Origin of the sequence: Acinetobacter sp. UBA3461 (assembly GCF_002381195.1) — a bacterium.
Classification (GTDB): Bacteria; Pseudomonadota; Gammaproteobacteria; order Pseudomonadales; family Moraxellaceae; genus Acinetobacter; species Acinetobacter schindleri.
The window spans coordinates 14,752-28,842 of record NZ_DFRO01000009.1; the positions used below are offsets into that span (position 1 = coordinate 14,752).

The following is a 14,091-nucleotide window of genomic DNA, read 5'->3' on the forward strand; positions in this document are numbered from 1 at the left end:
ACAGCCAGAACGTGTAAACGGCTAAAGGCCAAGACAAAAACCGCAATATAAGGCAGGACTAATAGCCAGTTAAACTCCTTATATTCTACGCCGCTTGTTGTGCTGGTGTGAAAGAAATAAATCGCAATAGTGACAATTGACGCAGGCACCGCAATCCAGACATTGACCCGGAACTTGTCCCGTAGCTGGACTTTCTGGCTGCTGGTCGCTGCAATCGTAGTATCCGAGATCATCGACAGGTTATCACCAAACATTGCACCGCCGACGACCGCACCAATGGCATGAATCACGGTAATATCCGTGGCTTGAGTAAAGCCAAAGGCAATCGGTGCACAGGCAGCAATCGTCCCCATTGAGGTACCCATTGCGGTGGCAATGAATGCCGAAATAATAAATAGCATCGGCAAGACAAATTCTGGTGGAATCACCGATAGACCCATTTGCACGGTGGCATCGACACTGCCAATGGCACTGCTGACACTGGCAAATGCCCCCGCCAGCATAAACACCATGAACATCAGAATCAGGTTAGGATGGCTGGCACCCTTAAGAAATTCTTCAATGCCCTGGTTGAGTTTGCCGCGATACACTAATGCAGCCAAGATAATCGCAGGCAGGGCAGCAACAGGCGCTTTCACCTGATAGAACGCGAACTCGGTTCCAATCATGGTGTGATAAATCCCGCTGCCTAAAAAGATTGTTAAAAATACAATAAGCGGCAACAGTGCAATGGCCCGTGCCTGCACTGTAGCTTCTGAATCAGTCTGCATAGGAGATAGAAAAGTAAAAAAGTGCGCGTAGTATAAAGCAGGTTTTGCAATTTCAGAAAACTTTAAATATATGCGCTAACACCTGTGTTTTTATTCAATTTTTAGTGATAAAAATAAGTTTATCTAAACATTCAATATTTTACATAATAGCGAAATTAGTCATCTTTGATCATTGAGAAAAAAATCAAAATATTCGTAAATACTGTCTTTCGGGTTGTTCTGAAATTTTCGCGCAGGAAATGAAATACAATACCGCTTCGCTGTGTACTGTTCAATGAACAAAAAATAGCGTTACAATGCGGTGTCTTGTATTTCTACAATAGTCAACGCTTCAAGTTTGAAAACACGTTAAGGAACGCACAACCCTATGTCACGTTTAGCCACACGATTTGGACAACTTAAATCTCAACAGCGTAAAGCTTTAGTTTCTTATGTTATGGCTGGTGACCCGCATCCTGAGGTGACTGTACCTCTGCTCCATCAAATGGTAGATGCCGGTGTCGATGTGATTGAACTGGGTCTTCCATTTTCAGATCCGATGGCTGATGGTCCCGTTATTGCACTTGCTGCTGAACGCGCACTTGCAGGCGGAACCAATACCCTGAATGCTCTGGAAATGGTGAAAGAGTTTCGTCAGAAAGATAACGAAACTCCAGTGGTTCTGATGGGTTATTTAAACCCTGTTGAAGTGATTGGCTATGAAAAGTTCGTGGCTTATGCTCATGAATGTGGAGTCGATGGTGTACTTTTAGTGGATTTGCCACCTGAAGAAGCAGATGATTTGAAAATCGTATTGCAAAAATACGAGATGGATCAAATCTTCCTGCTGGCGCCAACTTCAACCGATGCCCGTATTCAGCACGTGGTAAAACAGGCCAGCGGCTTTATTTACTATGTGTCACTAAAAGGGGTGACCGGTGCAGCAACTTTAGATGTATCTGAAGCTGCCGCTCGCATTCAGAAAATTAAGACCGAGACAGATGTTCCTGTTGGCGTTGGTTTTGGTATCAGTGATGCTGCATCTGCGAAAGCGATGGGTGTTGCTGCCGATGCAGTGATTGTAGGAAGTGCGTTCGTGAAGCAGTTTGCAACGCTCGCGCCAGAACAAGCCGTTGTCGAAACGGTGAATAAAGTCAAGGAGCTTCGAGCAGCGCTCGATGAGTTAGTATGAGTCAACCAGTCAAATCAGGCAAAATTCTGAGCCCATCGACCCCATGGACGGAACGTACAGTTCCAGGTATTGATGTTCCTGATGAGCAAACCGCGCTTAAGGCGACGTTTACTGAGCCAACGATTGAGTGCCCAGAATGTCATGCTTTGGTGACACGTACCGCGATGTCATTTAATGCCTATGTTTGTCCACAATGTGATGAACATCTGAGAATGAAGGCACGTGACCGTCTGAACTGGTTCTTTGACCAGGTACAGACAGAAATGGGTCAGGAATTTAAGGCAAAAGATCCATTAAAATTTGTCGACAGCAAAGCCTATCCAGACCGCATGTCAGAAGCGCAGAAAAAAACTGGCGAAACTGAAGCCTTAGTTGTGATGCAAGGTCAGCTGAAAGGCGTAGCAATGATTGCAACTGCTTTTGAATTTGATTTCATGGGCGGTTCAATGGGTACTGTGGTGGGTGACCGTTTTGTGCAAGCTGCTGAACGTGCGATTGAACTGCAACAACCATTGATCTGTTTTGCCGCTTCAGGTGGAGCACGTATGCAGGAAGGCATGTTGTCTTTGATGCAGATGGCTCGTACATCAGCTGCAATCCAGCGTCTGAAAGAAGCAGGTCTGCCATACGTAGTCGTGCTTACCCATCCGGTTTATGGTGGTGTAACCGCATCTCTGGCTATGTTAGGTGATGTGCATATTGCTGAACCGAAAGCAATGATCGGTTTTGCGGGTAAACGTGTCATCGAACAAACAGTACGTGAAAAGCTGGAAGAACCTTTCCAACGTGCAGAATATTTGCTTGATCATGGTGTGATCGACCAAATTGTTCACCGTCACGCATTACGTGATACAGTCTATCGTATTGTCACGAAATTGATGAATTTACCTTGAACACAGCAGCACCTTTAGCAACAGATTCTTTAGATACATGGCTCGATTATTGGAGCCATGTTCACGTTACGGGTATTGATTTAGGTCTGGAGCGGGTCATTCCAGTCGCTGAAAAGCTGGGCGTTACACAACCTGAAGCCCAAGTGCTGACCGTTGCTGGAACCAATGGCAAAGGTTCGACCACGACCACCCTGGCCGCCATTCTAAATGCACAAGGTTTGAAGGTGGGTCTGTATCAATCCCCGCATGTGTATCGCTTTAATGAGCGTGTCAAACTACGCGGTATTGAAGTTGAAGATCAGTTGCTGGTAGATGCTTTTATTGAAGTTGATCAGGCTCGCCGCGAATGTGGTTTGAGCCTGTCTTTCTTTGAAGCAACCACACTCGCTGCCTTTGTTATTTTTAAAAATGAAGCGTGTGATGTATGGGTGCTGGAAGTAGGGTTGGGTGGTCGTCTGGACGTGGTCAATGTCGTCAATCCAGACGTTGCAGTGATTACCAATATTGGTCTGGACCATACCGACTGGCTCGGTGATACCATTGAAAAAATTGCCTTTGAAAAAGCCGGCATTATCCGTCCAAATATTCCGGTGGTTTTTGGCGGACAGCAGGACATTCCTCAAGCGATTTTAGATAAGGCAGCCGAATGTACAGCGCCGTTGTATGCTATCAATCGTGATTATTTTTATGAAGCCTTTGAAGATGGTGAATCCTGGGGTTTTGCATCTTCCGGGACAACACTGAAACTTCCGACAGGTTCATTGGCACTGGATAATATCTCGACAGCTGTTGCAGCAATTTTGGTGAGTGGTCTGGAAGTCAGTCAGGAAGCCATTGCACAAGGAATTCAGACGGCAGAATTGCCAGGTCGTTTTGAGATTCGTGAAATTGCAAATAAAACTGTGATATTTGATGCCGGGCATAATCCGCATGGAGTCGAATTCCTGTTAAAACAGTTGCGTCACTATTTAAATCATCATTCACAGATTTCGGAAGTAGTCTGTGTCTTTTCGATGTTAGGTGATAAAGATATAAATTCTGTAGTCGGGTTATTGAAAGACAGTATCCGATTATGGAAAATTGCACCGTTAAATGTTCCACGTGCAGCAGAGCTATCGGTATTGACTGATGCTTTAGCTGGGCAAGCGGTGGAAACCTATAACAATGTTAAATTAGCTTTTCAATCAGCGCTGGATGAAACGAATAATAATCAGCTGATCTTGGTGTGTGGTTCATTTCATACGTTAGAAGCGGTATGGGAGTATTTGGAAGAATGTCAATGAATAACAAACAACGCTGGATGGGAGGCGTTGTTTTATTAGGTGGTGGTGTTTTATTGGCAGCATTACTCCTGAAAGGCAAAGCAGAAATTGATCATCATAGTGTGAATGTGCCGGAACAGCCGGCTCAGGTAGAAAGTCGGGATGTAGGTGGTCCGAGTTCATTGACGGTAGATGTTGAAACTGAAAAACGTCTTCTGGAGCAGCAGCGCCGTGACCGTGAAAAGGCCGTAGCTGAGCAGGAAGCACGTGCAGCAGAATTCCTGGCGATGCAACAGCAGGCTGAAGCGGATGCAGCACGTAAGGCTGCTGAAGAATATGCTGCCCTAAATGCACACCGTATGGGCCAGCAAAGCTCAGACAATATTCCGCCAGAACTGGTAGAAGATGAACAGGCCAAACAGAAACGTTTAGCCGAAGACAAAGCGGCCGCGCAAAAAAGGCTTGAGCAGCAGAATTTAACCCAGCAGCAACATTCTTCTGATGCTGTGAAGAAAGAAGCTGAGCGTAAAGCTGCAGAGGAAAAGCGCAAGGCAGAAGAGCGTAAAGCGGCTGAGAAGAAAGAGGCTGAGCGCAAGGCTGCTGAAGAAAAACGTAAGGCGGAAGAAAAGCGTAAAGCCGAACAGCAGAAAGCAGAAGAACAGCGTAAAGCGGCTGAGAAGAAAGAGGCTGAACAAAAAACTGCCGAAGAGAAACGTAAGGCTGAGGAAAAACGTAAAGCTGAAGAAGCCAAGAAAAAGGCTGAAGCTGAAAAAGCACGTAAGTTGCTGGAAGGCGAAGATGACAAGCAGTGGATGGTTCAGGTGGCACTGGCTGCCAATGAAGCCAATGCTGATGCGATTGCAGCAAAACTGCGTGCCAAAGGCTATAAGGTGACCAAGAGCCCAACCTCAAAAGGAATACGGATTATGGTGGGTCCATCGAAAGACCGTGAAGCAGCTGATGCGATCCGTAAGAAAATCGCCTCTGATGCCAGTCTGAACATGAAATCAGCCTGGGTTAACGATTGGGTGCCTTTAGATAAACGTTAATTTAAGTCTGCTTTAAACAGATGGATCCGTGAGTTGCTCTCGGATCCATTTTACATTTTCAGGGGTAAATAATTTTTCAATATTACGCCAGATACTGTGAAAACCATAACCGCCATGTTTCATTTCTGTTACCGCATCATCAATACTCCAATTCTGAAAAATAATCCGGTACATGGCTACACTGGCACCGGTACGATCAGAACCGTGATAGCAGTGTAATAATACCTTTTCATTATTTTGCCGTGCCTGCTGAATCAGCTGCATCACCTTGAGTAAATCTTCACTTTGCATAGCCCAGGTATGAATGGGTATATGTCTCAGCTTTAGATTTTCATTGTCGAGTATTTCCGAATCTTTATCACGTGAACGCAGGTTAATGACCACATCAATGTCATACTGTTTCAACAAAGGCTTCAGTTCATGGCTGGGCTGTTCACTGCGATAGAGTTCATTACTAATCTGATAGAAATTATATTGTTGATGAATTTCCTGTCCCCAATGCGCAGGACGCTGATATTCTGGCAAGGCAGGTGTAGTCATACAGCCAGCTAAGGCAAAGATAGAAACAATAACAAACGAATAATAATTTTTCATGGTGCTCTGAATTGTAGTTTTAATCACTATTTTAAACAGAATAAAACTTTTCACAAAGAAAAAGCCTGTCTGAAGACAGGCTTAATAGGAAGCTTGATAACCCGGCTCATCAATAGGTTTTAATCACAACATGGAAATGAATATTTATGATTTTGACTATTTGCTTTCCATGGTGGAGAGTTGATTACAGCTTAATTTTAAATTAATGAGAAACTCGGCTTTAGTTTACCGCTTGAAGCATGGCTTCTCGTCTCGCGCTCGAGTGAAGTAGTACTTCACTTATCCTTTTACTACGCGCTTCGCTTGTCTTGCGAAAAACTAAAGCAGCGCTTTAGTTTTAACTCGAAGCATAGCTTCTCATCTTGCGTTCGGGCAAGGCAGTGCCTTGCTGATCCTCACTCAGGCTGGGGCGTTAAACGCAGGTAAGGAGTTACTGCCTTATAACCTTTAGGGAAGCGCTGTTTGATTTCTTCCTCGTCTTTCAATGAAGGAACAATCACTACATCATCGCCCTGTTGCCAGTTTGCAGGTGTTGCCACTTTATGGTTATCAGTCAACTGAAGTGAATCAACTACACGTAGAATTTCGTGGAAGTTACGACCAGTCGATGCGGGGTAAGTGATGATCAGACGCACTTTCTTGTTCGGATCAATGATCACCAGAGAACGTACGGTCAGTGTTTCACTGGCATTCGGATGAATGAAATCATATAGAGTAGATACCTTACGGTCCTGATCTGCAATGATCGGAAAATTCACGCTGGTATTTTGAGTTTCATTAATGTCTTTGATCCAGCCATGATGTGAATCCACATCATCTACGGATAAGGCGATAGCTTTTACACCACGCTTTTCAAATTCATCTTTAAGCTTTGCGGTAAAGCCAAGTTCAGTGGTACATACTGGCGTATAATCCGCTGGATGCGAGAACAGAATGCCCCAGCTATCACCTAAAAAGTCATAGAAATTAATTAGACCTTCGCTTGATTGTTGTTCAAAGTTCGGTGCGGTATCGCCTAAACGTAAAGTCATGATATGTGCCTCAAAATTCTGTTATTGGTTTGGATAAAACTAATATGAACCAGTTTTTTTATAATTAAAAATAGTGTTTTTAGCTTTTCTTATGAGCAAAAGTGCATAAAGATAAAATCCATCTATCTGCTTTTGAATCAAACAGCCATGCATTTTACTATATTGCGTGTTCAAAATTTGCTACATTACGTTGCCTTAGATCTCCGGGCTGGAAGCTGGAATAAGGTTTTTTTATTAAAACCCTTGTAGTTCAAATTTCTAGCACCATAATAAACGACTAAGAACATATTCATTTGACAAGCAAGATTTAGAGAGTCTATTCATGTTGGCAAGTCTGATCGGAGGAATCTTCGGTACCAAAAATGAGCGCGAACTCAAACGCATGCGTAAAATCGTAGACAAGATTAATGCGCTCGAGCCGACGATATCAGCCCTAAGCGATGCAGACTTATCTGCAAAAACTGAAGAATTCAAACAACGATATAATAACGGCGAAAGTCTAGATAAATTACTCCCTGAAGCGTTTGCGGTCTGCCGTGAAGCAGGTAAACGTATTATGGGAATGCGTCATTACGACGTACAGCTGATCGGTGGTATTACCCTGCATGAAGGCAAAATTGCCGAGATGCGTACCGGTGAAGGTAAAACCCTAATGGGTACCTTGGCCTGTTATCTGAATGCTTTAAGTGGTCAGGGCGTACATGTCATTACTGTGAACGATTACCTGGCACAGCGTGATGCTGAGTTAAACCGTCCATTATTCGAATTCTTGGGTTTGAGCATTGGTATCATTTACTCCATGCAAAACCCGGCAGAAAAAGCTGAAGCTTATAAAGCCGATATCACGTACGGTACCAATAACGAATTCGGTTTTGACTATCTGCGTGACAACATGGTGTTCTCGCTGGCAGAGAAAAAGCAGCGTGGTCTGACTTATGCGATTATCGATGAGGTCGATTCGATCCTGATCGATGAAGCACGTACACCATTGATCATTTCTGGTCAAAGTGAAGACTCTTCTCAGCTTTATTCTGCAATCAATAGCATTCCACCAAAATTACATCCGCAAAAAGAAGAGAAAGTGCCGGATGGCGGTCATTTCTGGATTGATGAAAAACAGCGTTCTGTAGAAATCACCGAAACCGGTTTTGAATTTGTTGAAAATGAACTGATTTCTATGGGTTTGCTAGCTGAAGGCGAGAGTCTGTATTCAGCATCTAACCTGAATCTTGTGCATCACGTGACTGCGGCAATTCGTGCGCATTACCTGTATCAACGCAATGTGCATTACATCATCCATGAAGGTGAAGTCATCATTGTTGATGAGAACACTGGTCGTACCATGCCGGGCCGTCGCTGGTCTGAAGGTCTGCATCAAGCAGTAGAAGCGAAAGAGGGCCTGGAAATCCAGCCTGAAAACCAGACGCTTGCAACGACAACTTTCCAGAACTATTTCCGTCTTTATAAAAAACTGTCTGGTATGACCGGTACAGCGGATACTGAAGCTGCGGAAATGAAAGAAATTTATGGTCTGGATGTGGTGCTAATTCCAACCCACCGTCCAATGATCCGCAATGACCAGAATGACTTGATCTACCTGAATCGTGAAGGTAAATACAACGCCATTATTCAGGAGATTCAACGTGTTCATGAAGCTGGTGTAGCACCGATTCTAATTGGTACTGCAACTATCGAAGCTTCTGAAATTCTTTCTGACAAATTGCGAGAAGCGGGCATTCAGCACGAAGTTCTGAATGCAAAACAGCACGAACGTGAAGCAGATATTATTGCCCAAGCTGGTGCACCACGTGCAGTAACCATTGCCACAAACATGGCAGGTCGTGGTACCGATATTTTGCTGGGCGGTAACTGGAAAGCCAAACTCGCTAAAATTGAAAATCCAACAGCTGAAGATGAAGCTCGCTTGAAAGCTGAATGGGAAGAGAACCATGAAGCCGTATTGGCATCAGGTGGCTTGCATATTATTGGTTCTGAGCGTCACGAATCGCGTCGTATCGATAACCAGTTGCGTGGTCGTGCTGGTCGTCAAGGCGACCCGGGTGTATCCCGTTTCTATCTGTCACTTGAAGATGACTTGATGCGTATCTTCGCAGGTGACCGTATCATTGCCATGATGCGTGCCATGGGTCTGCAAGAAGATGAAGCGATTGAGCACAAGATGGTATCGCGCTCAATTGAAAATGCGCAGCGTAAAGTTGAAGCGCGTAACTTCGATATTCGTAAGAACCTGTTGAAATACGATGACGTAAATAACGAACAGCGTAAGATCATTTATTCTCAACGTGATGATATTCTGGCTGAAAGCTCTTTACAAGATTACATCGAAGAAATGATCCGCGATGTCATGAAAGGCATGATTGCGAACTATGTTCCGCCAGAATCTATTCATGACCAGTGGGATATTGAAGGTCTAGAACAGGCATTGAAAGAAGACCTGAACTTCGAATTACCAATAGGTCAATGGTTAGAACAGGACCGTCGTCTGGATGAAGAAGGTCTGGTTGAACGTATTACCGATGAAGTGATTAATCGCTACCGCGAACGTCGTGAACAGATGGGTGCTGAATCTGCAGCAACTTTGGAACGTCACTTCCTGTTGAATTCTCTGGATCGTCATTGGAAAGAGCATCTGGCTGCGATGGATTACCTGCGTCAAGGTATTCATCTACGTGGTTATGCACAGAAAAATCCGGAACAGGAATACAAGAAAGAAGCGTACAACCTGTTTGTGAATATGCTGGGTGTGATCAAATCTGATGTGGTGATGGACCTGTCCCGTATCCATGTACCAACTGCTGAAGAACTGGCTGAGATGGAAGCACAGCAACAGGCTCAGGCTGAAGCAATGCGTATCCAGTTGTCTCATCAGGAATTTGACAGTCTGCTGGAAGATGGGGAAGAAGATCATACCCTGCAAAATGCCAATACAACTTCAGTTGCACCGGTATTTGAAGCGCCTGCAAGCCGTAATGCACCGTGTCCATGTGGTTCAGGTCTGAAATACAAACAGTGTCACGGTAAAATTTAAGTGATATAAAAAAATCAGAGCTCCAGGGCTCTGATTTTTTTATGTGAAAAAGTTTTTCAAAAGCACATTTTGAATTGCAGTCCATAACATTAAGTGTTATTTAGTTGCTCATTGGACATCAAATTGCGGACAGACAATGAAAAAAGTATTAAAACCGTTGATGATTGCTGCTTTGGCAATCCCTACATTGAGTTTTGCAGCTTCAGAAACCACAACTGTAGATAAAGTCAAACAAGCCATTGGCCCAACGACTGCACCTGTTCAGGTAGATGCAAGCGGTCAGGTGACTGTGGAAAGCCCTCGTACAGGTATCCGTTATACCTTTGCCAATCCGAACCGTCCGATCGTACTGCAAACTGCTGCAATTACTGCTGCCAATGCAGCTAATGCTGATCGTATTGTGGCGTCTAATCCGGCATTGTCTGCGACTAGTCAGCAACAGGCGAAACAAGCATTGCTAAATGAAGCTGCCCAGCTGGCAAAAAACTAAGTTTTGCTGAGCTTAATAAAACCAGTCACTATGACTGGTTTTTTATTGTGAAAAACCATAAGAAAAGTGAGCGTCTATCAGGCTTTGGCTCGATTTTTTGTCTCAGATCAACTAAGCTGTATTTTTCTAAAACTTCAATATTGGACATTTTAAAATGGCAGTTGGTGACGTATCTATGCCACAGATGCATGTGGTGAAAGGGGTAAAAATTGGTTCGGCAGAAGCGTATGTGCGCTATCAGAACCGACGTGACCTGGTGATATTTGAACTGGCTGAAGGCTCCAATGTTGCAGGTGTATTTACCCAAAATGCTTTTTGTGCAGCACCAGTTCATGTATCTAAGGCACATTTGACAGTAGGCAATCCACGTTATTTAGTGATTAATACGGGTAATGCAAATGCTGGTACAGGCCCAACTGGTCTGGCAAATGCAGAAGCAACTTGTGCAAAGCTTGCTGAGCTTGCTGGCGTAAAACCAGAGCAAGTACTTCCATTCTCAACAGGTGTGATTGGTGAGCAACTACCAATGGAGCGCCTATTGAGCGGTTTACAGCCAGCACTAGACTCATTGCGTGATGATGCATGGGTAGATGCAGCGACAGGGATTATGACCACAGACACCACACCAAAAGGTGCTTCTGAACAGTTCGAAATGGATGGCATCACCTATACCATGACTGGTATTTCTAAAGGTGCGGGCATGATTCGTCCGAATATGGCGACCATGTTAGGGTATGTAGCCACCGATGCACCGATTAGCCGTGAACTGGTTCAACAGTTGCTATCTACAACAGTGAACGTGTCATTCAATCGTATTACCATTGATGGCGATACTTCAACCAATGACTCTTGTATTTTTATTGCGACTGGACAGGTGGGCGGTGCTGAAATTAGCTCTACTGAAGATCCACGTTATGCAGTAGTTCTTGAAGTACTTGCACGTACCATGAAACGTTTGGCTCAATTGATCGTACGTGATGGTGAAGGTGCGACTAAATTCATCACTGTGGCAGTTGAAGGTGGGGCGAATACACAAGAATGTTGTGATATTGCCTATAGTATTGCCCATTCTCCGCTGGTGAAAACAGCGATCTTTGCTTCTGATCCAAACTGGGGGCGTATCCTGGCTGCGATTGGGTATGCTGGTGTGGCAAACTTAGACGTTGCAAAAATTCAGGTTTGGTTAGATGATGTACAAATCTGTAAAGATGGTGGTGCAGCGGCAGATTACACGGAAGAAGCTGGTGCGCGAGTGATGTCTCAGGCAGAAATGACCATTCGTGTTGACCTTGGCCGAGGGACAGCGAAAGATACGGTTTATACCTGTGACTTGTCTTATGACTATGTCCGAATCAATGCGGACTATCGTTCATAATGCTGACTTAATTCAAAAGCCTCCGTCAGGAGGCTTTTTTATACTTTTTAAATTTTTATTGAATGGTCAAAAAAAGGTATATTGCCAAAACTGACCGATATGTGATGTAGGGTGGATGTCTGACGTAAGGCAGGCATATAGGAAAAGAGAAGACGTTGTTATGAATGATGCAACCAAACTGATAGCCAATGAAGCTAAATCAATCGTGCAGGCACATTTAGACCGCCTGGGTGAAACGAAAGAGCATCAGTTGAGTGAACAGGCCAAGCAGGAAAAGTTTGCACAGATCCAGGCAGAGCTTAAAAAGCGTGATGCTGTACTGGTCGCACATTATTACTGTGATCCTGAAGTTCAGGAACTGGCAGAACTCACCGGTGGTTGCGTATCTGATTCATTGGAAATGGCTCGTTTTGGTCGCGATCATCCAGCGTCCACTTTGGTCGTCGCTGGTGTGAAATTTATGGGGGAAACTTCTAAAATTTTATCACCAAATAAAACTGTACTTATGCCAACATTAGAAGCGACCTGTTCACTGGATCTCGGCTGTCCTGTCGATGAATTTACCAAGTTTTGCGATGCTCATCCTGATCATACTGTAGTGGTTTATGCTAATACTTCTGCCGCGGTTAAAGCGCGTGCTGACTGGGTGGTGACTTCAAGTTGTGCAGTAGAAATTATCGAGCATTTAGATAGCTTAGGTGAAAAAATCATTTGGGCGCCAGATCAGCATCTTGGTCGTTATATTCAAAAGAAAACCGGTGCCGATATGTTGCTATGGGATGGTGCGTGCATTGTGCATGAAGAATTCCGGTCACGTGGCATTGCCAATATGAAAGCGTTGTATCCAGATGCTGCGGTACTGGTACATCCTGAATCCCCTATGTCTGTAGTTGAAATTGCAGATGCTGTTGGAAGTACCTCGCAACTCATTAAAGCTGCTCAGACTTTGCCTAATGAGCGACTAATTGTGGCAACAGATCGCGGTATATTCTACAAAATGCAGCAGGCTGTACCGGACAAGATCCTGATTGAAGCACCAACTGCTGGCGAGGGAGCTACCTGCCGCTCATGTGCGCATTGTCCTTGGATGGCGATGAATGAACTTGATGGTATTCTGCATGTGTTGCAACATGGTGATCAGGAAATTCATGTCGATCCTGCTTTGGCACAACGGGCAAAATTACCACTTGACCGGATGTTGGACTTTAGTGCCAGTCTAAAACGTTAGGATTTGTATAAAAAATGTCTGAAATGCTTGATAAATATACGCTTGAAGCGATTTTTTGATTTTTTTTAAATATAGGTGTTGACGTCTTTGGGCGTCGCGCCTAGAATGCACACCGTACCAAGCGATTAGCTTGATACGAAAGCTGAGATGAATCGGAGCATAGCACAGCCTGGTAGTGCACCTGGTTTGGGACCAGGGGGTCGTAGGTTCGAATCCTACTGCTCCGACCAATTCTTCAAGGCGGATGATAAGTATCATCGGTAAAGCGCTTGTAGCTCAGTTGGATAGAGCATCCGCCTTCTAAGCGGATGGTCACAGGTTCGAATCCTGTCAGGCGCGCCATTTGGTTGCCTGGTATTTTAGAATCAAAATGATGGTGGATGTAGCTCAGTTGGTAGAGCCCTGGATTGTGATTCCAGTTGTCGCGGGTTCGAATCCCGTCATTCACCCCAACTTTTAAAGTTGAAATCGGAGCATAGCACAGCCTGGTAGTGCACCTGGTTTGGGACCAGGGGGTCGTAGGTTCGAATCCTACTGCTCCGACCATCTCCTTAAAGATGGTCGAGATAAAAGATACCGCGTTAAGCGGTTTTTTTATGCCTGAAATTTAATAATTCAAATAAAATTAGAATGAGTTCTTAAATTACTTCTCAATTAGATTACTTATTTCTTTAAATATTATGCTTTGTATATTGTTTGACTTTATTGAGATAACTTTGCTTTGAACTGATGTGATCACTGATTGGTGGTCCAATAATATAACCATAAGTAATAACGATGCTGAAACCATTATTGCAACACTACTTACTGAAAATAACGAGCTTGAAGTAATTATCTATATTTCGCTAAAAGATATTTATCGGGGTTTTTCTTGAGGATATGTTTTAAAAGTATGAAAAATTATTTTTTGAAATGATAAGAATGAGCGGCTGTTAAGAGAAAAGATCATGAATATTTAAATAAAAATTATATGAAGAGTAATCAGTTTATATGCAGATTTAGAAAGGTAATGAAGCTTTTTATAAGAAAGACAAAGAAAATATTAAGTAACGTGCCCGATTCTGTACCATTTTTAGTCAAAAGATAGAGAAAAAGCTGATTTCTGTAGAATAAATAAACAGACGGTGATTTTTGTTGAAAAAGGGGGTTGCACGTGGAGTGAAATACTGTAGAATGCAC

General features: G+C 43.8%; 11 protein-coding genes and 4 tRNA genes. 12 read left to right on the top strand and 3 right to left on the bottom strand.

The window, feature by feature from the left end:
• Positions 1-770, bottom strand: a 770-nt coding sequence (locus B3D47_RS01845) for a Na+/H+ antiporter NhaC family protein (RefSeq protein ID WP_286859633.1), incomplete at its 3' end; no start/stop codon positions are given.
• A gap of 367 nt (positions 771-1,137) precedes the next feature.
• Between B3D47_RS01845 and trpA the strand changes: the two genes are divergently transcribed.
• From trpA to B3D47_RS01865, 4 genes are read left to right on the top strand one after another with little or no spacing between them, the layout of a single operon-like run.
• A complete protein-coding gene (gene trpA, locus B3D47_RS01850; protein WP_004816131.1) occupies positions 1,138-1,941 on the top strand; it encodes a tryptophan synthase subunit alpha in 804 nt (267 codons plus the stop codon).
• Positions 1,938-2,834, top strand: coding sequence for an acetyl-CoA carboxylase, carboxyltransferase subunit beta (accD, locus tag B3D47_RS01855; protein ID WP_004816134.1), 897 nt, complete (start codon positions 1,938-1,940; stop codon positions 2,832-2,834). Before trpA ends, accD begins: the two co-directional genes overlap by 4 nt.
• Positions 2,831-4,117, top strand: coding sequence for a bifunctional tetrahydrofolate synthase/dihydrofolate synthase (gene folC / locus B3D47_RS01860; protein ID WP_163170911.1), 1,287 nt, complete (start codon positions 2,831-2,833; stop codon positions 4,115-4,117). The genes accD and folC overlap by 4 nt, the downstream gene beginning before the upstream one ends.
• Complete coding sequence (locus B3D47_RS01865) at positions 4,114-5,145, top strand: SPOR domain-containing protein (RefSeq protein WP_005223170.1); 1,032 nt, start codon at positions 4,114-4,116, stop codon at positions 5,143-5,145. The genes folC and B3D47_RS01865 overlap by 4 nt, the downstream gene beginning before the upstream one ends.
• Before the next feature lie 12 nt (positions 5,146-5,157).
• On the opposite strand, the gene B3D47_RS01870 is transcribed toward B3D47_RS01865, so the two are convergent.
• Both B3D47_RS01870 and B3D47_RS01875 read right to left on the bottom strand, forming a co-directional pair.
• Positions 5,158-5,739 carry a dual specificity protein phosphatase family protein gene (locus B3D47_RS01870; RefSeq protein WP_171522336.1) on the bottom strand — a complete coding sequence of 194 codons (582 nt, stop codon included), beginning with the start codon at positions 5,737-5,739 and terminating at the stop codon, positions 5,158-5,160.
• A gap of 395 nt (positions 5,740-6,134) precedes the next feature.
• Positions 6,135-6,770, bottom strand: a complete 636-nt coding sequence (locus tag B3D47_RS01875) for a peroxiredoxin (protein ID WP_163165059.1) — start codon at positions 6,768-6,770, stop codon at positions 6,135-6,137.
• A gap of 322 nt (positions 6,771-7,092) precedes the next feature.
• Here B3D47_RS01875 and secA point away from each other — a divergent pair, with 322 nt between their 5' ends.
• From secA to B3D47_RS01915, 8 genes are all read left to right on the top strand, one after another.
• Positions 7,093-9,819 carry a preprotein translocase subunit SecA gene (gene secA / locus B3D47_RS01880; RefSeq protein WP_004816144.1) on the top strand — a complete coding sequence of 909 codons (2,727 nt, stop codon included), beginning with the start codon at positions 7,093-7,095 and terminating at the stop codon, positions 9,817-9,819.
• A 136-nt stretch (positions 9,820-9,955) separates the two neighbouring features.
• A complete protein-coding gene (locus tag B3D47_RS01885; protein WP_048881960.1) occupies positions 9,956-10,309 on the top strand; it encodes a hypothetical protein in 354 nt (117 codons plus the stop codon).
• Positions 10,310-10,463: 154 nt separating this feature from the next.
• A complete protein-coding gene (gene argJ / locus B3D47_RS01890; RefSeq protein WP_286859638.1) occupies positions 10,464-11,684 on the top strand; it encodes a bifunctional glutamate N-acetyltransferase/amino-acid acetyltransferase ArgJ in 1,221 nt (406 codons plus the stop codon).
• Positions 11,685-11,844: 160 nt separating this feature from the next.
• On the top strand, positions 11,845-12,912 hold the full coding sequence (gene nadA, locus B3D47_RS01895; protein ID WP_004891531.1) for a quinolinate synthase NadA: 1,068 nt from the start codon (positions 11,845-11,847) through the stop codon (positions 12,910-12,912).
• Positions 12,913-13,065: 153 nt separating this feature from the next.
• Positions 13,066-13,142, top strand: a tRNA-Pro gene (locus B3D47_RS01900).
• A gap of 35 nt (positions 13,143-13,177) precedes the next feature.
• Positions 13,178-13,254, top strand: a tRNA-Arg gene (locus tag B3D47_RS01905).
• Between the two features lie 34 nt (positions 13,255-13,288).
• Positions 13,289-13,364 (top strand) — tRNA-His (locus B3D47_RS01910).
• Between the two features lie 17 nt (positions 13,365-13,381).
• Positions 13,382-13,458, top strand: a tRNA-Pro gene (locus B3D47_RS01915).
• Positions 13,459-14,091 lie beyond the last annotated feature (633 nt).